The sequence below is a fragment of the Nitrobacter sp. JJSN genome (genome assembly GCF_051912485.1).
Classification (GTDB): Bacteria; Pseudomonadota; Alphaproteobacteria; order Rhizobiales; family Xanthobacteraceae; genus Nitrobacter.
The window spans coordinates 3,594,921-3,614,355 of sequence record NZ_CP196822.1 but is presented as its reverse complement, the minus strand read 5'-3'; the positions used below and the strand labels follow the sequence as shown (position 1 = coordinate 3,614,355).

The window sequence follows — 19,435 nt, the reverse complement described above, 5'->3', positions numbered from 1 at the left end:
CTGCCGAGACTTCGCTCAATGACAGCTTGCCACCCTTTCGTCGATGTCGTCCGGAGTCTTTTGATGCGCTTTTTTCCGCATCTAGGGATTGCCGGTATTCCCCTTCTGGGCGCTTTCCAGCCCGGCCAGATTGCTCCGCGATTTCGCGACATCGGCGCTATCGGGACCAAGCGCCTTCTCCCGGATCGCCAGCGCTCGCTTATAGAGGGCCTCGGCTTCGGCGTAGCGGGCCTCGTCTTTGTAGAGTGAGGCCAGATTGTCCAGCGCCGACGCGACAGAGGGGTGATCGGGGCCGAGCGCCTTCTCGAAGATCACCATTGCCCGCTTGTAGAGGGGCTCGGCCTCGGCGTACCGCCCCTGGGCGCTGTACAGTTTGGCCAGACCGTTCAGCGATTGCACGACATCGGGGTGATCGGGCCCAAGGGCTTTTCTCCAGGTCGCCAGCGCCCGCTTGCAGAGTGGCTCGGCCTCCGCGTAGCGGCCCTGAAGGCTGTATAGTTCGGCCAGATCGGTCAGCCCTAGCGCGACAGAGGGGTGCTCGAGCCCGCGCGTTTTCGCGCAGATCGCCAGCGCTTGTCTGTAGAGCGGCTCGGCTTCGGCATAGCGACCCGCTTCTTTAAAGATCTCGGCCTGATCGTTTAGCCTCGCCGCAAGCATGATTTCGGACACTGCCATGAACGTTGCACTCCTGACGCACGGATGAGTTTAACAAAAAAAGGAGAGGCGAGTATGCTCCTAATTCGCCCCGGATTCTTCGATTCTTGGCATTTGTCCCGCGGGGATAAGCCTGCGAGGTGGAAGTCGCGAGCAGGCTTAAGGGGAGAATTTCCGAAGAAAATGGTGCCCAGGAAAGGACTCGAACCTTCACGACCTTGCAGCCACTGGCACCTGAAGCCAGCGCGTCTACCAATTCCGCCACCTGGGCCCGGGCGGGTTAGTAGGCATCGGCCGCGCGCTTGTCAAATCCTTGAAGAGGCGCTCGAATAGGTGGTTGGGTGCCCGGCCTGTTGACGTGTCGCGGAACGGCGGAATATCCCTGTTTTCGACCGGATACCCAAGCCCTTGAGGATCAGACCATGACATCGAATACGGATACCCTCGTCACGGTTTTCGGAGGCTCGGGCTTCCTCGGCCGGCATGTGGTTCGCGCGCTCGCCAAGCGGGACTACCGTATCCGGGTCGGGGTCCGGCGTCCGGAACTGGCGGGACATTTGCAGCCGCTCGGCAAAGTCGGCCAGATCCATGCCGTGCAGGTCAATTTGCGCTATCCGGCGTCGGTTCGCACGGCGATGCGCGACTCCCATGTGGCGATCAACCTCGTCGGCATTCTGAGCAAGAGCGGCGCGCAGACCTTCGAAGCTGTGGTGGCCGAGGGCGCCGCGACGGTGGCGAAGGCGGCCGCGGCCGCTGGTGCGCGCATGGTGCATGTCTCGGCGATCGGCGCCGATAGCAAATCGGACTCGGCTTACGCCCGCGCCAAGGCTGCCGGCGAAAAGGCGGTGCTGGCGGCCGTGCCGTCCGCGACCATCCTGCGGCCGTCGGTGGTGTTCGGCTCCGAAGACCAGTTCGCCAACCGGTTTGCCGCGCTGGCGCGGATGTCGCCGGTGCTGCCGCTGATCGGCGGCGGCGCGACGAAGCTGCAGCCGGTCTATGTCGGCGACGTCGCCACCGCCGTCGCGGACGCGGTCGATGGTAAGACCAAGGCGGGCGCGGTGTACGAACTCGGTGGCCCCGAAGTGCTGTCGATGCGCGAGATCATGCAGATCATCCTGCGGGTCATCGAGCGCGAGCGGATATTGGTGCCAGTGCCGTTCGCAATCGCCCGGCTCAAGGCGATGTTCCTGCAGTTCGCGCCGGGGGCGCTGAAATTGACGCCCGATCAGGTCACGATGCTCAAGACCGACAACGTGGTTTCCGACGCGGCGACGGCCGCAGGTCTGACGTTGCAGGGACTCGGGATCTCGCCGGACTCGATGGAGGCCGTGGTGCCGCAGTATCTCTGGCGTTTCCGCAAGGCCGGCCAGTTCGCGCCGAAGGGGGCGTGAGAGGCCTGGTGTGTCATCTCTGCGTTCGCGGGAAAGATTACCGCCCTAGCGCGAGCGCGATCAGGCCGAGCGTGCCGACGATCACCCGCCACCAGGCGAAGAACGTGAAGCCGTTACGCGTAACGTAGCTCAAAAACGCCTTCACCACGACGATCGCCGTGACGAACGACACCACGAAGCCGATCGCGACGATCCCGAGATGCTCGGTCGTCATCTCGGCGCGGCTTTTGTAGAAATCATAGGCGAAGGCCCCGATCATGGTGGGGATCGCGAGGAAGAAGGAAAACTCCGCCGCCGCGCGCTTGTCGGCGCCGAGCAGCATCGCCGAGACGATGGTGGCGCCGGAGCGCGACACGCCGGGAATCATCGCCGTGCACTGCGCGATGCCGATCCAGATATACATCGGCAGCGGAAAGGTTGTGGCGTCGTGTTCGCGCGGCCGGTGATCAAGCTGATCGACCCACATCAGTACCGCTCCGCCGACGATCAGCGAGAAGCATACCACCCACGGATTGAACAGCAGCTCCTTGATGTATTTGCCAGCGATCAGCCCGACGATGACGGCCGGCAGGAAGGCCGCGAGAACGCCGATCACGAAGCGCCGGTCCTCAGGGTTGGAAAGCGCGCCGAGCGCGATCCGCCACAGTTTGGAGAAATAGATCACGACAATCGCGAGAATCGCGCCGAGCTGGATCAGAACCGTGAACGTGTTCCAGAAATTTCCCGCACCGAGATCGAAGAAGCGCTCCGCCAGCAGCAGATGGCCGGTCGAGGACACCGGCAGGAATTCGGTGACGCCTTCGACGATCCCCAGAATGACGGCTCTGATCACATCGGAAAACATGGAATTCCTGCTCCGAATCGCATTCGACGCCAGATGGCAGGCTTTTCTCGCTTATTCGCCGCATTGCGGCAATGCCGAAATTCGTCTGACCCGCGATCACGCGCCCCGGGGAGCTCCGGCCGGTCGAGGGCCAGCGCCGTTAACGCATTAGAGATACTTTTTTAAGCATCGCAAACCTATCAAGGGCGTCATGTTCACGCTGTTTCACCATCCATTCTGTCCGCAATCGCGCTTCATTCGCCTTGTTCTCGGCGAGCACGGCCTCGACGTGCGGCCGGTGGAGGAGCGGGTGTGGGAGCGGCGCGAAGCATTCCTGGCGCTTAACCCGGCCGGCACCACGCCGGTGCTGATCGCCGAAGGCGTTCCCGCGGTCCCCGGCGCCAGCATCATCGCGGACTATCTCGACGAGACCTATGGCGAACGGGTCGGCGAGCGGCGGCTATTGCCTGTGTCGATGCCCGAGCGCATCGAGGTGCGCCGCCTGATGGCATGGTTCAACGAGAAATTCTTCGAGGAAGTCTCCAGCCCGCTGGTGACGGAGCGCATCTACAAGCGCTTCATGGGCGAGGACATCGGCGGCGGGCCGCCCGAGACCGATGTGATCCGCGCGGCCAAGGCGAATGTGCGCTATCATCTGGCCTATATCGGCTGGCTGGCGCGGACACGGAATTATCTGGCCGGTGATCGGCTGACCTATGCTGATCTTGCCGCCGCGGCGCACCTGTCGGCGATTGATTATCTCGGCGATGTGCCATGGGCCGAGGACGAGGCGGCAAAGGCCTGGTACGCGCGGATCAAGTCGCGGCCCTCGTTCCGTCCGCTGCTAAGCGAGTGGCTGGCGGGCGTGCCGGCATCGCGCACCTACGTGGACCTCGATTTCTGAGGACCGCTGTGGCGGTCATCCCCGCTGTTTCTCATACGCCTTCAGATGCGTATAGATCGTGCGCAGCTTCGGCACCGGCAGCTTCGCGGCCTCGGCGCGGGTGATGAGATCGCCGATGATGTGATCGGCCTCGACCCGCGCGCCCGCCTCGATGTCGCGGAACATGGAAGCGGTCAGTGGCGAGCCTTCCGTCGTCAGGATTCCGGTGGTGCGGGTCATGATTGCTTCGCGCGGCGCATGACCGGCCGCCTTTGCGATCCCGGCGATTTCGTCGCGGGTGCTGAGGATGAAATCCCGCCCGCCGGGCGCGGCGACGATCTGTCCGATGGACGCGCGCATCAGGCAGGTGGCGCCGGCCAGCGTCGCCAAAAACACCCACTTCTCCCACATGTCCTGGATGATGTGCTCGGACGCCTGCGATCCGCAATTGCCGCTGGCGAAGACCTCAGTGATGGCTTTGACGCGGTCGCTTGTGCCGCCGTCGCGTTCACCGAAACCAAGCGACTGCATCGGCGCGAGCTGGACCACTTCACGCTTCTCGCTGAGTGTGACCGCGAGCGAACACAGGCCGCCGAGCACGCGCTCGCGACCGAATTTCGCGTCGAGCGTCTCCATATGCCGCATCCCGTTGAGCAACGGGATGATCGCCGTGTGTGGCCCGACCGCGGGCGCAAATGACTTGATCGCGTCATCGAGATCGAAGGCCTTGCAGCTCAGCAGGATGACGTCGAACGTCTCGCTCAGCGCGTCGGCCTGCACCGTCGGCGGATTCGTCAGCGTCACGTCGCCGTGCGGGCTCCTGATTACGAGACCGGCGCTCGCCAGCTCAGTGGCGCGTTTAGGACGCACCAGAAAGGTGACATTCTGACCGGCCTGGAGCACCCTGCCGCCGAAATAGCCGCCGGTCGCGCCGGCTCCCACAACGAGAATGCGCATGGATGTGCTCCGTATTTGTTGTGTCCTGAGTTCTCTTCGGTACCGGCTCGCGTGCCGTTAGACGACTCTATCCCATCAGATCAGCCGCTTGATCTCGCGCTTGCGCCAGACCAACCGGTAGAAGGCCATTTGCAGCACCATCATGGTGCAGAATGCGGCGGGGTAGGCGATCCAGACGCCTTCGACCCCGATCCGGCGGCTGAGCACGACCGCGACGGGCACCTCGACCGCGACGATCGCGAGAATAGACAGCAGCGTCGGCACCAGCACCGTGCCGCTCGCGCGCATGGTGGCTGAGAACAAAGTGGCCATGCCGAACGGGATCGTACTCCAGAGCACGAGGAACAACAGCGTCTGCGCCAGATCGAGGACCTCGGGGCTCGTGATAAAAAGTCCGATGATGATCCGCGACAGCAGGTAGCCGAGCGCCACAAGGCCGCCGGTCAAAAGCAGATTGAGCCACATCCCGGTGCGCACGATCGAACCGATCCGCTGGTTATGACCCGCGCCGATCGCTTGCGCCGCGAAGATCGACGCGGTGATGGCGATCGAGATCGCCGGGAATTGTACGTAGCTCAACACCTGGTTGACGGCGCCATAGGCGGCCGTGGCCTCGGAGCCGAACCCGTTGACGATGCCGAGCAGGACGATTTCCGCGAGCGACATCACCACGAGCTGGACCGCGGTGGGCACTCCGATGCGCAGCACCTTGCCGAGCAGTTCGCGATCGAGCCGCATGGCGCGCAGAAGCACCGCATCGGGCGCCAGCGGATGATTTATCCGCCGCATGTGCACACCGAGCCACAACAGCGTCACGACCGACGAGATCGCGGCGGCAATCGCGGCGCTGGCGACGCCGAGCTGCGGCATCCCAAACCATCCCTGGATCAGCGCCGGCGTGACGACGAGCCCGATCACGGTCGAGATCGCTAGCGCCCATAAAGGAGTAACGGTGTCGCCCACGCCTCGCATCATCGCGGTGGCCAGCAGGAAAGTGAACGTCGCCGGCATGGTGACCAACATGATACGGGCGTAGTCGGTCGCGGCGTCGAGAATGTTGGGCGGCGTTGCCAGCGCGACCATCAGATGGCGTGCGAACAGCCCGCCGCCGACCGCGATCACGCCGCCGCCGAGCAATGTCAGCGCCAGCGTGGTCCCGGCGATCGCCTTCGCCTTGTCCCCTGCGCGCGCGCCCCACGCCTGGCCGATCAGCACCGACGAACCCGCGCCGAGCCCGATGATGAAGGAGATGAAGAAGAACATCACCGGAAAGAAGATCGAGGCGGCGGCGAGCGCATCGACGCCGATCATCTGGCCGAGGTAGATGCCATTGATGGTGCCGAACAGCGACTGCAGGACGTTGCTCAACATCATCGGCATCAGGAAGGCGAGGTACGCCTGCCACAGCGGTCGCGCGGCGGTCATGATCGGATCCTTGCGTGAGTTCAGACGGCACCGCCGAAAGCGAGTTTATTGACGTGATCGCGGATGTCGTCCGGCCAGCCGGCGATCAAGTCTGCCAGCCGCCGTTGGTCGTCGGCGTATAGCGCGCGTGTGGCTTCCTCGAAGTTTGCAAGATTGCCCGCCATCGCGGACATGAAGTGATAGGCGGCGTCGCGCGCTACGCGGTGGCGATCCCTGTCGCCATTGGCACGGCGCGCCTCGTCGACCAGTTTGCGTAAGGCGACCGACGCGCCGCCGGGCTGCGCGCTCAGCCACTCCCAGTGTCGCGGCAGCAGCGTCACCTCGCGCGCGACCACGCCGAGTTTCGGCCGTCCGCGGCCGCGCGGTTCGGTCGCCTCGGTCGGCAAGGTCCGCTGCAGGCGCGCGGCGATCTCGTCGTCGGACCCGCGCAGATCGAGGTCGATCGGGCGCCCGGTCGCGTCGCTGTAGATCGCGATCGGAGCGGTCGTGCGCGTCTCCGCGCGCTTGACCGCGAGCGCGACATCGGCGAGCGGGCCGGATGCGATGCGCCGCTGGCCCTCGAACGCGGTGAAACAGGAGGTCTGATCGCGGATCATCGGTATGTCCATTATGGTTAGGCTGACTATTATTACCCGGATATAATTTACACGTCAATATTACCCGGGTAAATATTATCAGCGACAGGGCTCAGCTATGCCCCGGCGGGCTTGACCGGCCCGCCTGTCTCAATATCCCGCAGCACTCGACCCGCGCGTTCTCGGATCCGCCGCCCCGAAGAAGCCATCCGGTGTGATGGCGATGGAGTTGGCGGAGGTCTGTCCCATCGGCACAACGACGGTGTGGCCCCTCGTTCGCAATCCCGCGATAATTTGCTCGGGGAAGCCGTGCTCGGCGCGGACCTGATCCGGCAGCCATTGATGATGCAAGCGCGGCGCATCGACCGCGGCAGCGATGTTCATATCGTAGTCGAGTACGTTGACGATCACCTGCAGGACCGTGGAGACGATGCGACTGCCGCCGGGCGATCCCGTCACCAGCACCGGCCTGCCGTCCTTCAGCACGATGGTTGGCGTCATCGAGGACAGCGGGCGCTTGCCGGGGCCGGGCAGGTTGGCCTCGAACCCGACAAGGCCATAGGCATTCGACGCGCCCGGCGCTGCGGTGAAATCGTCAAGCTCGTTGTTGAGGAGGACGCCGGTGCCTTCCGCCACCAGTCCGACGCCGTAGCTGAAGTTGAGCGTATATGTGTTGCTGACCGCGTTGCCGAAGGCATCGGCCACGGAAAAATGCGTGGTGTTTTCGCCCTCGTGCGGTGGCGGCAATGGCACCGCGTCGGCGGGCATCGCGCGGGTCATGTCGATCGAGGCGCGCTGCTTTGCGGCATAGTCCTTGGCGAGCAGCGTTGCGATCGGCGCGTGCACGAAGGCGGGATCGCCGAGATAGCGCGCGCGGTCGGCATAGGCGCGCTTCATCGCCTCGATCAGAAGATGCAGCGAATCGACCGAACCCTGATGCAGATCGCGCATCGGAAATCCTTCGAGGATGTTCAGCGATTCCATCAGCACGGTGCCGCCGGACGACGACAGCGGCATCGAGACAATGTCGTAGCCGCGGTAGCTGCCGCGCACCGGTTCGCGGACCAGCGGCTGATAGGACTTCAGATCATCCAGCGTCATGATCCCGCCGGCGGCGCGGATTGCCTTCACCAGCTTCGAAGCCACCGGGCCTTCATAAAAGCCTCGTGGCCCGCCCTCGGCGATCGCGGTCAGGGTCGCGGCCAGATCGGTTTGAATCAGAAGGTCGCCATCGCGCAGCGAGCTGCCGTCGGGGCGCGAAAATATCGCAATGGACGACGGCCAAGGCGCGAGACGCCGGTGCCATTGCGGCAGCGTGTCGGCGGTGTCGTCGTCGATTTTGAACCCGTCACGCGCCAGCGTGATCGCTGGCTTGAGCAGATCGGCGAGCGCAAACTTGCCCGAGCCGTATTTGTCGAGCGCCAAAGCGAGGCCAGCCACGGTTCCGGGCACGCCGATGCCAAGCGCCGAATCGCGCGACTTCGCAGGCTCCGGTTTGCCGTCGGCGCCCAGGAAGATGTCGCGGGTTGTCGCGGCCGGCGCGGTCTCGCGATAGTCGATGGCGATGTCTCGATTGCGATCGGCAAGGTGAATCACCATGAAGCCGCCGCCGCCGATATTACCGGCGCGCGGATAGGTGACCGCCATGGCGAAGCCGGTCGCCACCGCCGCATCGACTGCATTGCCGCCACGCGCCAGCACCTGCGCGCCGATCGCGGCTGCGAGTTCCTCCTGCGCCACCACCATGCCGTGTTTCGCGACCGTCGGACGGCTCACACCGGATGAGAGCAGCGGGGAAGCGCCGCGTGCATCCTGCGCGGACGCGGGCGTCCCAATCACCATCAATGCAGCGATCACGGAAAAGGCGATCACGAAAAACATGTGTCGGAATGGCCTGCGGCGGATCATGCATTGCTCCATGGGTGATGCTCGATCACGATGATTTTGGATCGAATTGATCTAAAATCATGAACGATCGATTCCAATGCGAGCGGAACCCTCATCCCGCTGTGGTGTCGTTCCGTCAACCAATCAATGCTATAGGGATTTCGGCGCGCGAGGCCAGACGCCCCGCGTGATCCGACGGGACATATCGATCATGACGGTGACGACGGCCATACCAGCAGGCAATGCCGAACTTGAGACGCGCTATGCGTCACGCACGGCGGTTGCGAGCTGGATCATGTTCGACTGGGCGGCGCAGCCCTATTTCACGCTGATCACGACCTTCGTATTCGCGCCCTATTTCGCAACCTTCGTCGCGGCGACGCCGGTCGAGGGGCAATCGCTGTGGGGATTTGCGACGGGCGCGGCCGGCATCGTGATCGCGCTCGCCTCGCCGGTGCTCGGCGCCATCGCCGATGCCAGCGGCCGGCGTAAGCCGTGGATCGCAACCTTCGGTGCGCTGCTGGTGATCGGCTCCAGCCTGATGTGGATCGGTAAGCCCGGCGACCCGAGCGTAATTCTGCCGCTATTGATCGCCTATGGCATCGCCACCATCGGCGTCGAGTTCGCCACCGTGTTCAACAACGCGATGATGCCGTCGCTGGTGCCGCCCCACAAGATCGGCCGACTTTCGGGGACCGGATGGGCCACCGGCTACATCGGCGGCATCCTCAGCCTCGTCCTGGTGCTCGGCTTCCTCGCCGCCAATCCCGCCACGGGCAAAACTCTGTTCGGCTTGTCGCCGCTGTTCGGTCTCGATCCCGTCACCCATCAGGGCGATCGCATCACGGGTCCCTTGACCGGCCTCTGGTTCATCATCTTCGTGCTGCCGATGTTTTTGCTGACACCGGATTTCCCGGCCAAGCGTCCGGTGCGAGCGGCGCTGCGCGAAGGATTGATCGAACTGCGCGGAACGCTCAGTGAACTGCCAAAGCGAAAATCGATCGCGACCTTCCTGCTCGCCAACATGATCTACACTGATGGGCTGGTGTCGCTGTTTGCATTCGGCGGCATTTATGCCGCCGGCACCTTCGGCTGGCAAACCATACAGATGGGAGTGTTCGGCATCCTGCTTGCCGTTGCCGGCGCGCTCGGCGCGTGGATCGGCGGCAAGCTCGACGACAAGGTGGGTCCGAAAGTCGTCATCGCAGCGAGCATGACTGTCTTATTGTTATCGATCGCGGCGATCCTGATGGTGGAGAAGGATTCGATCCTGTTCGTGAAGGTCGCGCCGCCCGTGCCCGGCGGCGGGCTGTTCGCGTCACCCGCGGAGAAGGCCTACCTCATCCTCGGCTGCCTGATCGGCGGAGCCGGCGGTCCTTTGCAGGCGGCCTCGCGGACGTTGCTGATCCGGCTCGCGCCGAAAGACCGCATCGCGCAGTTTTTTGGATTGTTCGCGCTCACCGGAAAGGTGACGTCGTTCATCGGCCCGTTGCTGATCGGCTTCATCACCGCGATCACCGCAAGCCAGAAGGCGGGCATGGCGGTGCTGGTGCTGTTCTTCGTCGCCGGGCTTGCGCTGTTGTCCCGCGTGCGCGAGTAGCTGCGCCTGCGCGTTCAATCCGTCGCGTTGATCGTCCCTGACGGCGGCGACTTCTCGCCAAGCAGGACGCCGTTCACGACCAGGCCATATTTCGATGTCGGCTCGTCGTGGAATCGCTTGCGGGTCTCCGTGACTGAATCGACAAACCTCGGATCCTGCGGCCGCTCCTGGCTGTCCATGTAGGTGGCGATGTCCCACGCATCCTGATCGCTCAGTGAGCCGCCGAGACCGAGCGGCATGTTGGCCTTGATAAAGCCCGCGGCGTTGTTGATCGAGGCCATGCCCGCCCCCCAATTGAACGAGCGCGGTCCCCATAGCGGCGGAAACACGGTTTGTCCGTCGGCCGATTTTTGTCCCTTGCCGTCGGCGCCATGACAGAGGGAGCAATGCTGTGCGTAAGCCTTGGCGCCGCGATCATAGTCGGCCGGCTGATCCGGCGCTTTCAGCTTGGGATAGCCTTGGCCCTTGACGGCGATGCCGGTCGGAGCGCCCTTCGCCAGGAAGTAGGCATAGGTCTCGAGCGCCACCAGCACCTTGTCGTTGAACGGAGGCGCCTTGCCGTTCATGCTGAAGCGGAAACAGCCTTGCAGCCGCTCCTGAAAGGTATTCACGCGGCCGTTCTTGGCGCGATAGGCCGGGTAAAGAAGATAGGCGGCGCCCAACGGCGCCGAGTTCGGTTGACGGCCGCGATCGATGTGACAGTTCGAGCACTGCAGGTCGTTGCCGATGAAGCCCTTCGCATTGTGCTGGGTGTCGTGAAAGATCGCCTCGCCGAGCCGGATCATGTCGCCGAAAGGCCCGTCCGGAATGTCGCTGTCCGCGGGCGGCGTATATGAGGGACGCGCGGCTTCCGCTTTTGGTGCGGGGGGCTGTTCAGGCGTTGCGCCTGTCAGTGGGGTCGCCGCGCTGGCAGACAGCATGTATCCGATGAAGCCCGCAGCCGCGAGGGCGAGAACGGCCGCGGCCGGGATCGAAGGGGCAACCGGATTGCGTGTCATGGCTTGGTCTCCGATGCATGGGCCGGCGCCGTTACCGGCAGGCTCTCGTAGTAAGCGGCGAGGCTCTTGATCTGGTCGTCGGTCAGCTTGTTCGCGACATTGGCCATCACGCCCATCGGATCGTTCTTGCGATCGCCGGCCTTCCACGACCGAAGTGCTTTCTCGATATAGACAGCCCATTGTCCCGCGAGACGCGGAAAGTCCGTTCCGACGCCAAGGCCGGCGGCCCCGTGACATTGTCCGCAACCGGGCAGGTCTTTCGACCACTCGCCGGTCGCGGCAAGCTTCGCTCCTGCGGCGATCACGGCCGCGTCAGCCGGCGCGGTTTCGGACTTCGGCGTCATGATGTCGGCATAGTAGCTTGCTATCGCATTTTTTTCGCCGTCCGACAGGTCCGACGCGATCATCTGCATGATGCGATTCTTGCGCGTGCCGTCCTTGAAACTCGCCAGCTGATGTTCGAGGTATTGTGCATTGAGACCCGCAAGACGCGGCACTCCGGTTGTCGGCTGGCCCTCTCCCTGCTTGCCGTGACACGGTGAGCACGATGCCGCCCCGGCGGGTATCGCGTTCGCGGTGGTGTTTTTCCCATCCGCCGCAAGCACCGGCAGCGCCGACATCCCAAAGAGCAGCAGTGCTCCGCCGACCACCGATCTCATCCGTTTTTGCCTCACGTTCACTTTCAATGTTTGTGCTCTCAAGGTTTCGCGTCGTCCGAGGAAGAACCGTAACATCCTAGAAGAAAGAACACAGCAGCGATTGCTGCCGGAACCTCGAAGCGACCGGCTTCAATGCCGGAAATGCCTGATGCCGGTGAACACCATGGCGATGCCGTGCTCGTCCGCTGCCTTGATCACCTCGTCGTCGCGCATCGAGCCGCCCGGCTGAATGACGGCGGTTGCGCCCGCCTCGATGCAGGCCAGCATACCGTCGGCGAATGGGAAGAAGGCATCCGACGCCACAACCGAGCCTTTGGTCAAAGGTTCCGCGAGCTTCAGCTCGTGCGCCGCGTCTTCCGCCTTGCGCGCGGCGATGCGCGCGGAGTCGACGCGGCTCATCTGTCCCGCTCCGATGCCGACGGTGGCGAGATCCCTGGCATAGACGATGGTGTTCGACTTGACGTGCTTGGCGACGCGGAACGCAAAGCGCAAATCGCGCATTTCGGCGTCGGTCGGCGCTCGCTTCGTCGTAACCTTCAGCGCCATGTCGTCGACGACGGCGTTGTCGCGGCCCTGCACCAGAAGTCCGCCGGCCACCGTCTTTGCGGTCAGGCCGCGCGCGCGCGGATCGGGCAGGCTGCCCGCGAGCAACAACCGGAGATTCTTGCGCTTGCCGATGATCGCAATCGCTTCCTCGGTCGCATCGGGCGCGATGATCACTTCGGTGAAGATAGCGGCCACCGCATTGGCCGCGTTGACGTCCAGCGTGCGGTTGAAGGCGATGATGCCGCCATAGGCCGAGGTGGTGTCGCAGGCGAGCGCCTTGCGATAGGCGTCAGCCAGATCTGCGCCTTCCGCGACGCCGCAGGGATTGGCGTGCTTGATGATGACGCAGGCAGCGGTGCGGGTCGCATCGAATTCGGCGACGCACTCATAGGCCGCGTCGGTGTCGTTGATGTTGTTGTAGGACAACTCCTTGCCCTGCAACTGACGCGCGGTCGCGACGCCGGCGCGACGCTCCGGCGTGCGGTAGAACGCGGCGGTCTGGTGCGGGTTTTCACCATAACGCAGCGTCTGCGCGAGACGCCCGCCGATGGCGCGATAGTCCGGCGCGTCGGTCGCAAGCTGTACCGCAAACCAATTGGAAATCGCTGCGTCATAGGCGGCGGTGCGCGCATAGGCTTTCGCGGCAAGACGCTTGCGCAAGCTCAGCGTGGTCGCGCCCGCATTGGCTTTGAGCTCGTCGAGCACCACCTGATAGTCCTGCGGCTCGACAACGACCGCGACATCGCCATGGTTTTTCGCGGCGGCTCGGATCATCGCGGGGCCCCCGATGTCGATGTTCTCGATGCAATCCTCGTAATCGGCGCCTTTGTCGACGGTCGCTTCGAACGGATAGAGATTGACGACGAGCAGGTCGATCGGCGCGATGCCATGATCCTTCATCGCCTTGGCATGATCGGCGTTGTCGCGGATCGCGAGCAGGCCGCCGTGCACATTCGGATGTAGCGTCTTGACCCGGCCGTCCATCATTTCCGGAAAGCCCGTGAGATCGGAGACATCGCTGACCTTCAGTCCCGCAGCGGTGATCGCCTTGGCGGTGCCTCCAGTGGAGACCAGCGCGATGCCTTGCCCGGCCAGTGCGCGAGCAAACTCGATCAGGCCGGTCTTGTCGGAAACGGAAAGCAGTGCGCGGGTCACGCGGCGCGGATGGTCGGTCATGATATCGATCCTGGGGGAATAAGGCGGCCGGTTAGCATGATTTTCCCGCGGATGAAACCGGCCTTGTCCGGTATTGCGGCGTCGGGGGTGCTGGATGCCGCTACAGCGGCAATTCCGGCTGTCGGCTCGCATTGCGGCGGGCGTTGGTGGCCGTGGGCGAAGTGGCCGAACGGACGATACTCCAGCGCACTCTGGGGACCAGTCGGGCGTTCTGATAAATCACGATCTGCGCAGTGCGGCGGGGCCCGTCGTTGCCGGCGAGAAACACGCTGTCTTCGAGGTCGACCCGGTCGTCTGGTGCCTCGAACGTCCAGACCTCGCGGTTTTGCAACACCAGCATCACCCCGCGCGCATCGTTGAGGCGGCTCGCCTTGACCGACGGATGCAGATGAAAACGCAATGCGTAATCTATCTGGCTGCCCTTGATGCGGCCGCCGGGCGCCGGCGCCAGCGTGTCCTCGCCCTCCAGCCGGGAGCCGTCATGCGCCATCGTCAGCACGCGGCGATGGATCAGGCCGAATCGGGCGCGATAGCCGTCATGCGACGCCGTCAGCCGTTCGCCCTCGTCCACGGTCTCGCGGGCGCTTTCGACATTGGCTGGACCGCTGACGATCGGCGCGCCCTGCAGCAAGCGCTTCATCGCCGATTGTTCGACGAACTGACACGACGATGTCGCATGGCAGGTCAGCGTGGAGTGCGCCGGCGTGGTGCGTGCGAAGGCGCGCCAGTTGTCACGGCCGCTCGAGGGCGTGCCGCAATTGGTCACGATCCGGTTTGGACCGGAGGACAGCTCGAACGACAGGCAGCCGGCATGCGCTGCTTCACTGAGGTTCGACGGCGGCGGTGGTCCGGTATCGACGATCAGCGTCGTCGCGCCGGCGTCGAGCCGCTGGAAGCCGGTGTGCGGCATATTGGCCATCGGTATGCCGCGGGTGTCGTCATAGGCCAGAAGCGTTGCCAGGAGGTCGGATGGCGCACCGCTCATGCCGTTGAACAGCGCGAAACTGCCGTCGCCGTGACGGAAGAAGCGCAGCATCGGCATCATGCGGTCGATGGCGTTCAGCAGTGCTGGCGGCGGCGCGATGTTGCGCGGGGCGAAGGTTTGCCGGAGCGGCAACAGGTCGATCAGCAGTTCGATCAAGGCGCCGGGATTGCGTGAGACATGGCCGCCGTCGGGCAGGATCTGCCGACGCAATTCGTCGGACAGCTTGCGCGTCGCAGTGCGGATGTTGCGGGCCTGGTTCGCAAGACACAACGCGGCGTAGCACAGCGCGATCAGAACCTGGAGCCGTGACACGCCGTCGGGTGCGTCGTGCAGGCCGAAACGCAACAGGCGGATGTCGCGGGCAAGTGCGCGCAGATATCGGCGATAGAATTTTCCGTCGGTATCGCTGAGCACAAGCGGCGCCTGCGACAATAGCGAAATGACGCGACGTGCCATGACGTCGGCGCGCCGCCCCAGCGGCCGCTTGCGCGCCGGGTTCGACATCCAGTCGTCGACCAGCGATCGCGCATTGGCGCGCGTGATCGCGGTGTCGGCGGCGCGCAGATGCCGCAGCCAGCCGAAACCCAGTAGGGCGGCTTCCCAATCCTCCGACGGCGGCTCGAGGTCGAAGATCGAGCGGGAATGACAGGTGATGATCTTGCCCGCGAACACGAAACGACCGGCGTAGATCTCTGCAGCGCGGGTGGCGTCGGCGGTGCGCAGGTCGTGCGGCGCGATCATCAGGCGGTCGGTGCGGCTGGGCCACAGCCGCGACAACGCCGCCGGGCCGTCTCCGACGCGCGCGATCGTCCGTCGCGCGAAGCGGCGGAGCAACAGCGTTGAAATGCGTCTGCGATGAGCGACCGACACGCTGTGCCTTTGGTGTGAGGATTCCCGCGAATCCCTTGAGTTGACGGGGGACTCTTTCGCAAAATCCTTTTTAATCCGGAAAGGCCGGTAACGCACCATCTTGAAATGTCGCGAATCGCCTTTGGAAATCAGGTCTTGGTCAATCGTGCCGCGTAGAAACCGTCGAGCCCGCCGAGCCTCGGATCGTCGTGCGGCAGATGGCAGGGCAGGGTGCGCAGATCGCCCGCCGGCGTCACGATATCCTCCAGTCCGGCCACTTCCGCGGCGCTGACCGGCGCGCGCCGGACTCCTGACTCGGACGCGAGCAGCACGGCGACGATCTGCTCACCCTCCTCGGGTTCCAGCGAGCAGGTGCAGTAGATTAGAGTTCCGCCGGGCTTGAGCAGCGCGAGCGCTTTTTGCAGCAAGCGGTTTTGCAGGGCTGTCAGCGCCGCGATATCCGAATCCTGCTTGAGCCAGGCCACGTCCGGATGACGGCGGATGGTGCCTGTCGCGGAGCAGGGCGCGTCGACCAGCACGCCGTCAAAACCTTCGCCGGCGACATCATCCTGCCATTCGACGGCATCGGCGACGAGCGCCCGCGCCCCCAGCGACAACCGGCCGAGATTTTCGCGCAGCCGCGCTACCCGATTTGGCGACCGGTCGATCGCGGTCACGTCCGCGCCGGCCTGCACGAGTTGCGCGGTCTTGCCGCCGGGTGCTGCGCAGAGGTCGGCGATGCGCCGTCCGGCGATATCACCGAACAGCCGCACCGGCAGCGCCGCGGCGGCGTCCTGCACCCACCACTGCCCTTCTGAAAATCCGGGCAGCATCGCGATCGGGCCCTGCAACGAGGTGCGAACGGTTCCGGTCGGCAAGGCTTCGCCGTGCAAACGAGTCGCCCAGTGCGCCGCGTCGGCCTTGACGGTGAGATCAAGGGGCGGTTCGTGGCCGATCGCTGTGGCGATGGCTTTCGCGATACTCTCGCCATAGTGGGCGGTCCACCGCGCCATCAGCCAGGGCGGGACATCGAGCGCTTCCGACCGGACCCCATCGATCAAGTGCTGGCCTTCGCGTGCACAGCGGCGCAGTACCGCGTTGACAAGTCCCGCATATTTCGCGGCGCGGCGATCCGATTGGACAAGCCGTACCGACAGATCGACGGCAGCATGATCCGGCACGTCCATCCAGAGAATCTGCGCCGCGCCGATCAAAAGCGCGCTCTGTGCGCGTGGCGCATCGGTCGGGATGCCGCGATCGAGGAGCCGCGACAGCACATGGCCGAGGGTTCCGAGCCGGCGCAGGATCGTCGCTACCAGACGCCGCATCAACGCGCGGTCGCGATCGGCAAGCGCTTTCAGGCCGGGATGCGCGGCGGCGCCCTCGAGCTGCTCGTCGAGCGTGCGACGCTTATGCAGGACGCCGTCGAGAATATCCGCTGCGATGCGCCGGGCTGCGAGGCCGGGGACCTCGGTAGGCGGTGCGAATCTGGTTGACTGCATGAGGTTAAGTACATCGCTTAAGGATGAGGGATGACAGATAACGCATCCGTTGCGCGTTCGATCGCAGCGGATAAGATTCGTGACACGTGAATATGCCAAATATAAGAATCGCCACCATGTTCGCTCATTTTGGGCATGATTTATTATGGGTGGCCGTTTTCACGCGATGACAGTTCGTCTCGCCGGCCGGAGGACATGACATGGCGGACGAACCGTCCATATTGTCGGGGACCGGTCCGACCTATGCGCGCAAATCGCTGACGCCGGCGGCCCAGCGAGCGCTTGCCGAGGCCGAGGCCCGGCGCGCCGCGCAAACCGCCGCCTCTTCCGGCCCAAAAGAGGTTCAGGGACCGAAGGGCCCCGAACCGACGCGGTTCGGCGACTGGGAGCGCAACGGGATCGCATCGGACTTTTGAGCGTATCTTTATTTCCGCCTCGCTCCCGCTTGCGCGGCTTGCGGGTTGGCGCGACTCGCTTTATTCTAGGAATATGTACCCATTTATATACTTGAAACCACAGGGTGCAAAATGTACGGTCCAGGGGTGGAAGGCGAGAAGCCGGAAGCTGGCGCGCCCGATCTGATCTGTGAAATGGAAGGCGTGAGAGAGCACGGGGAAGGTTTCCCCGTTGAACTTAGGCGCGACCCAATATCGGGTAGACTCCTGATTCGTGCGTTCAACGAGTGCGGGAATAACTACACTGATGTGGACCTTAGGGAACTCGTGGGCTGGTTACAGTCTGGTTTTGGAAAGGGGGTGCTGGCTGCTACGGAAGCTGCCACATCCGCTGGAGATGCCCCTGCTGGAAATTGAGCGGCTCATAGAGGCTAAATTATATTATGCGGCGGTCATCATAGCTCTGACCCTTCCTGACATATGCGCCAGTCTGGAAACGGAAAAGTCATATTCTGGTCGCGACGAATACAAGAAGTGGTATCGGGAAAACTTGGCAGACAAATATCCAAGCATGTCTGACGAGATGGCTTACAGCTTAAGGTGCGGCGTTGTGCACAAGGGAAATACGGAGATCAAAACGAAATCCAAGCGCATTGCTTCGAGGGTCGCCTTTACGTTGCCGCATCCTCGGATGAACATAACTTTGCACAATTGCATGGTCGGAGATGATATCCTGCAATTCGACGCCGTGACTTTTTGCCAGGATGTGGTCTCATCCGTGAGAAACTGGTGTGAGAAAACTGTCGACAATCCTAATGTCCTGAAAAATTTGCAAGGACTGATCCGGCTTAGGCCAGATGGATTCCCTGGTGTTGTCGCGGATATACCGGTGATCGCATGACTAAGACGAAAAACGAGCACTACGACGAGAAGGAAGCTAAAGAGCGTTTTGAAGCCGCGCTTAAGGGCGCGCTCAAAACGCCACATGATCCATTGAAGCAAAAGACTAAGGCTAAGAAGGCGGCAAAGAAGAAAAGAGCAACAGCACCTTAGTTCGTCCGCCAATATTTGACGAACTTCGGTTTTGGCTTTGGGAGCTTTGAGCGCCAGCGCAGGAAGCGGCCTGCGGCTTTGCTGTAGTCGGGCTTAATGAGATTGACGATACGTCAGACGCTTGCCAGCCGCAGCTTTGATTGCAAGGTCTGCACGTTCCCCATCGTTGTATCCGAGCTTGACCCGGTAGTTGTAGCGAAAGTCGTATTCTGAAAGGTAGCGGTGCAAGTGCTTCTCAGCGCAATGCTGATAGACACCTTTCATGCCGCGCTTGAAGATAGAAAAGAAGCCTTCGACCGAATTGGTATTCACGTCACCCCGCGCATATTCGCCAGCGGTATGCTTGACGGTTTCATGCGCTGCAAAGTTGGGACCAACGCGAGTATAAAGGCGGCTTTCATCGGTGTGCAGCCGCGTTTCGTAGTGGATATTGGCAGACACGATACCGGCGACGGTCGCGGCATCGGCCACGGCGACATGAAACGAGCGAACCGAACCGCCCCGCTCAACGAGGGAAACGATAGCTCGCTTATTGCGAGGGCCGCGATTGCCCTTCTGATACGGACGGTCGCCACGCTGCGGAGAAACGCGCTTTACAGCGGTCGGGCCAAAATATGTTTCGTCGGCTTCGACAACTTTGCCTTCACCGCCCATGGGAGGAACAAGGCCGCCATTGCGCATCGCTTCGCGGATACGGTGCGACAGGAACCACGCGGTTTTATAGGTTACGCCCAAGGCGCGGTGCAGTTGATGGCTAGAAACGCCCTTTTTGGACGACGCCATGAGGTAGAAAGCCTGAAGCCAGATATGCAGCTTGATGTGGCTGGACTCCATGACGCTCTTGGTCGTGACGCTGAAATCCTTCCGGCATTCCTTCTCGCGGCAGCGATAGACGCCGGGCTTTTTGGTTGCGAACGAATTTAAGGAACCGCAATGCGGGCAAACGCGCTCACCGCCCCAGCGCAGAGCCTCTAGGTACTCGCGGGCCGCTTCGACGGCCTGGAAATGGGCTGCGTTGAACTGAGACATTGCAATCAATCCGGTTTCGATAGCCGGACCATATACCTAGCGTTTGTG

At 63.1% G+C, this 19,435-nt stretch carries 18 protein-coding genes and 1 tRNA gene; 6 read left to right on the top strand and 13 right to left on the bottom strand.

The features are described from left to right. Nucleotides 1–81 precede the first annotated feature (81 nt). Together ACSZOQ_RS17580 and ACSZOQ_RS17575 are read right to left on the bottom strand one after the other, a co-directional pair. Nucleotides 82–675 carry a tetratricopeptide repeat protein gene (locus ACSZOQ_RS17580; RefSeq protein ID WP_439923685.1) on the bottom strand — a complete coding sequence of 198 codons (594 nt, stop codon included), beginning with the start codon at nucleotides 673–675 and terminating at the stop codon, nucleotides 82–84. A 163-nt stretch (nucleotides 676–838) separates the two neighbouring features. Beyond that, nucleotides 839–925, bottom strand: a tRNA-Leu gene (locus tag ACSZOQ_RS17575). A gap of 151 nt (nucleotides 926–1,076) precedes the next feature. On the opposite strand from ACSZOQ_RS17575, the gene ACSZOQ_RS17570 reads away from it, so the two are divergent. Further along, entirely contained in the window at nucleotides 1,077–2,045 is a 969-nt protein-coding gene (locus ACSZOQ_RS17570; RefSeq protein WP_439923684.1) for a complex I NDUFA9 subunit family protein, read from the top strand. Nucleotides 2,046–2,082: 37 nt separating this feature from the next. Here ACSZOQ_RS17570 and ACSZOQ_RS17565 read toward each other — a convergent pair whose 3' ends face one another. Then, nucleotides 2,083–2,889, bottom strand: coding sequence for an undecaprenyl-diphosphate phosphatase (locus tag ACSZOQ_RS17565; protein ID WP_439923683.1), 807 nt, complete (start codon nucleotides 2,887–2,889; stop codon nucleotides 2,083–2,085). A gap of 190 nt (nucleotides 2,890–3,079) precedes the next feature. Between ACSZOQ_RS17565 and ACSZOQ_RS17560 the strand changes: the two genes are divergently transcribed. Then, nucleotides 3,080–3,772, top strand: a complete 693-nt coding sequence (locus tag ACSZOQ_RS17560; RefSeq protein WP_439923682.1) for a glutathione S-transferase family protein — start codon at nucleotides 3,080–3,082, stop codon at nucleotides 3,770–3,772. Nucleotides 3,773–3,787: 15 nt separating this feature from the next. On the opposite strand, the gene panE is transcribed toward ACSZOQ_RS17560, so the two are convergent. The 4 genes from panE to ggt all read right to left on the bottom strand — a co-directional run bounded on the left by panE (nucleotide 3,788) and on the right by ggt (nucleotide 8,589). Next, nucleotides 3,788–4,708 carry a 2-dehydropantoate 2-reductase gene (panE, locus tag ACSZOQ_RS17555; RefSeq protein WP_439923681.1) on the bottom strand — a complete coding sequence of 307 codons (921 nt, stop codon included), beginning with the start codon at nucleotides 4,706–4,708 and terminating at the stop codon, nucleotides 3,788–3,790. A gap of 75 nt (nucleotides 4,709–4,783) precedes the next feature. Next, nucleotides 4,784–6,133 carry an MATE family efflux transporter gene (locus ACSZOQ_RS17550; RefSeq protein ID WP_439923680.1) on the bottom strand — a complete coding sequence of 450 codons (1,350 nt, stop codon included), beginning with the start codon at nucleotides 6,131–6,133 and terminating at the stop codon, nucleotides 4,784–4,786. Between the two features lie 20 nt (nucleotides 6,134–6,153). Continuing rightward, nucleotides 6,154–6,729, bottom strand: a complete 576-nt coding sequence (locus ACSZOQ_RS17545) for a DUF2239 family protein (protein ID WP_439923678.1) — start codon at nucleotides 6,727–6,729, stop codon at nucleotides 6,154–6,156. A 129-nt stretch (nucleotides 6,730–6,858) separates the two neighbouring features. After that, complete coding sequence (gene ggt / locus ACSZOQ_RS17540; protein WP_439926121.1) at nucleotides 6,859–8,589, bottom strand: gamma-glutamyltransferase; 1,731 nt, start codon at nucleotides 8,587–8,589, stop codon at nucleotides 6,859–6,861. Nucleotides 8,590–8,806: 217 nt separating this feature from the next. On the opposite strand from ggt, the gene ACSZOQ_RS17535 reads away from it, so the two are divergent. After that, on the top strand, nucleotides 8,807–10,195 hold the full coding sequence (locus ACSZOQ_RS17535) for an MFS transporter (RefSeq protein ID WP_439923677.1): 1,389 nt from the start codon (nucleotides 8,807–8,809) through the stop codon (nucleotides 10,193–10,195). Nucleotides 10,196–10,209: 14 nt separating this feature from the next. Here ACSZOQ_RS17535 and ACSZOQ_RS17530 read toward each other — a convergent pair whose 3' ends face one another. The 5 genes from ACSZOQ_RS17530 to ACSZOQ_RS17510 all read right to left on the bottom strand — a co-directional run bounded on the left by ACSZOQ_RS17530 (nucleotide 10,210) and on the right by ACSZOQ_RS17510 (nucleotide 16,910). Beyond that, nucleotides 10,210–11,193: a c-type cytochrome gene (locus ACSZOQ_RS17530; protein ID WP_439923676.1), complete on the bottom strand. Its 984-nt coding sequence runs from the start codon at nucleotides 11,191–11,193 to the stop codon at nucleotides 10,210–10,212. Beyond that, nucleotides 11,190–11,852: a c-type cytochrome gene (locus ACSZOQ_RS17525; RefSeq protein ID WP_439923675.1), complete on the bottom strand. Its 663-nt coding sequence runs from the start codon at nucleotides 11,850–11,852 to the stop codon at nucleotides 11,190–11,192. The genes ACSZOQ_RS17530 and ACSZOQ_RS17525 overlap by 4 nt, the downstream gene beginning before the upstream one ends. A gap of 129 nt (nucleotides 11,853–11,981) precedes the next feature. Continuing rightward, nucleotides 11,982–13,574, bottom strand: coding sequence for a bifunctional phosphoribosylaminoimidazolecarboxamide formyltransferase/IMP cyclohydrolase (gene purH / locus ACSZOQ_RS17520; RefSeq protein WP_439923674.1), 1,593 nt, complete (start codon nucleotides 13,572–13,574; stop codon nucleotides 11,982–11,984). 100 nt (nucleotides 13,575–13,674) lie between these two features. Beyond that, the gene (locus ACSZOQ_RS17515) at nucleotides 13,675–15,429 is read right to left on the bottom strand and encodes a heparinase II/III family protein (RefSeq protein WP_439923673.1); all 1,755 of its coding nucleotides are present in this window, start codon (nucleotides 15,427–15,429) and stop codon (nucleotides 13,675–13,677) included. 128 nt (nucleotides 15,430–15,557) lie between these two features. Next, nucleotides 15,558–16,910 (bottom strand): RsmB/NOP family class I SAM-dependent RNA methyltransferase, encoded by a 1,353-nt coding sequence (locus tag ACSZOQ_RS17510; protein WP_439923672.1) that lies wholly within the window; start codon nucleotides 16,908–16,910, stop codon nucleotides 15,558–15,560. Nucleotides 16,911–17,110: 200 nt separating this feature from the next. On the opposite strand from ACSZOQ_RS17510, the gene ACSZOQ_RS17505 reads away from it, so the two are divergent. The 3 genes from ACSZOQ_RS17505 (at nucleotide 17,111) to ACSZOQ_RS17495 (ending at nucleotide 18,358) form a co-directional block, all read left to right on the top strand. Then, on the top strand, nucleotides 17,111–17,326 hold the full coding sequence (locus ACSZOQ_RS17505) for a DUF1674 domain-containing protein (RefSeq protein WP_439923671.1): 216 nt from the start codon (nucleotides 17,111–17,113) through the stop codon (nucleotides 17,324–17,326). A 376-nt stretch (nucleotides 17,327–17,702) separates the two neighbouring features. Further along, nucleotides 17,703–18,206: a hypothetical protein gene (locus tag ACSZOQ_RS17500; protein ID WP_439923670.1), complete on the top strand. Its 504-nt coding sequence runs from the start codon at nucleotides 17,703–17,705 to the stop codon at nucleotides 18,204–18,206. After that, entirely contained in the window at nucleotides 18,203–18,358 is a 156-nt protein-coding gene (locus tag ACSZOQ_RS17495; RefSeq protein ID WP_439923669.1) for a hypothetical protein, read from the top strand. Before ACSZOQ_RS17500 ends, ACSZOQ_RS17495 begins: the two co-directional genes overlap by 4 nt. A gap of 93 nt (nucleotides 18,359–18,451) precedes the next feature. Here the strand turns inward: ACSZOQ_RS17495 and ACSZOQ_RS17490 are convergent, their stop codons facing one another. Beyond that, nucleotides 18,452–19,387, bottom strand: a complete 936-nt coding sequence (locus ACSZOQ_RS17490; RefSeq protein WP_439923668.1) for an IS1595 family transposase — start codon at nucleotides 19,385–19,387, stop codon at nucleotides 18,452–18,454. Between the last annotated feature and the right edge of the window lie 48 nt (nucleotides 19,388–19,435).

Coding starts and splice junctions, on each gene's coding strand:
- purH (WP_439923674.1), bottom strand. CDS start 13,574: ATGACCGACCATCCGCGCCGCGTGACCCGCGCACTGCTTTCCGTTTCC.
- ACSZOQ_RS17500 (WP_439923670.1), top strand. CDS start 17,703: ATGCCCCTGCTGGAAATTGAGCGGCTCATAGAGGCTAAATTATATTAT.
- ACSZOQ_RS17530 (WP_439923676.1), bottom strand. CDS start 11,193: ATGACACGCAATCCGGTTGCCCCTTCGATCCCGGCCGCGGCCGTTCTC.
- ACSZOQ_RS17490 (WP_439923668.1), bottom strand. CDS start 19,387: ATGTCTCAGTTCAACGCAGCCCATTTCCAGGCCGTCGAAGCGGCCCGC.
- ACSZOQ_RS17565 (WP_439923683.1), bottom strand. CDS start 2,889: ATGTTTTCCGATGTGATCAGAGCCGTCATTCTGGGGATCGTCGAAGGC.
- ACSZOQ_RS17545 (WP_439923678.1), bottom strand. CDS start 6,729: ATGATCCGCGATCAGACCTCCTGTTTCACCGCGTTCGAGGGCCAGCGG.
- panE (WP_439923681.1), bottom strand. CDS start 4,708: ATGCGCATTCTCGTTGTGGGAGCCGGCGCGACCGGCGGCTATTTCGGC.
- ACSZOQ_RS17535 (WP_439923677.1), top strand. CDS start 8,807: ATGACGGTGACGACGGCCATACCAGCAGGCAATGCCGAACTTGAGACG.
- ACSZOQ_RS17525 (WP_439923675.1), bottom strand. CDS start 11,852: ATGAGATCGGTGGTCGGCGGAGCACTGCTGCTCTTTGGGATGTCGGCG.
- ACSZOQ_RS17580 (WP_439923685.1), bottom strand. CDS start 675: ATGGCAGTGTCCGAAATCATGCTTGCGGCGAGGCTAAACGATCAGGCC.
- ACSZOQ_RS17570 (WP_439923684.1), top strand. CDS start 1,077: ATGACATCGAATACGGATACCCTCGTCACGGTTTTCGGAGGCTCGGGC.
- ACSZOQ_RS17550 (WP_439923680.1), bottom strand. CDS start 6,133: ATGACCGCCGCGCGACCGCTGTGGCAGGCGTACCTCGCCTTCCTGATG.
- ggt (WP_439926121.1), bottom strand. CDS start 8,589: ATGTTTTTCGTGATCGCCTTTTCCGTGATCGCTGCATTGATGGTGATT.
- ACSZOQ_RS17560 (WP_439923682.1), top strand. CDS start 3,080: ATGTTCACGCTGTTTCACCATCCATTCTGTCCGCAATCGCGCTTCATT.
- ACSZOQ_RS17505 (WP_439923671.1), top strand. CDS start 17,111: ATGGCGGACGAACCGTCCATATTGTCGGGGACCGGTCCGACCTATGCG.
- ACSZOQ_RS17510 (WP_439923672.1), bottom strand. CDS start 16,910: ATGCAGTCAACCAGATTCGCACCGCCTACCGAGGTCCCCGGCCTCGCA.
- ACSZOQ_RS17495 (WP_439923669.1), top strand. CDS start 18,203: ATGACTAAGACGAAAAACGAGCACTACGACGAGAAGGAAGCTAAAGAG.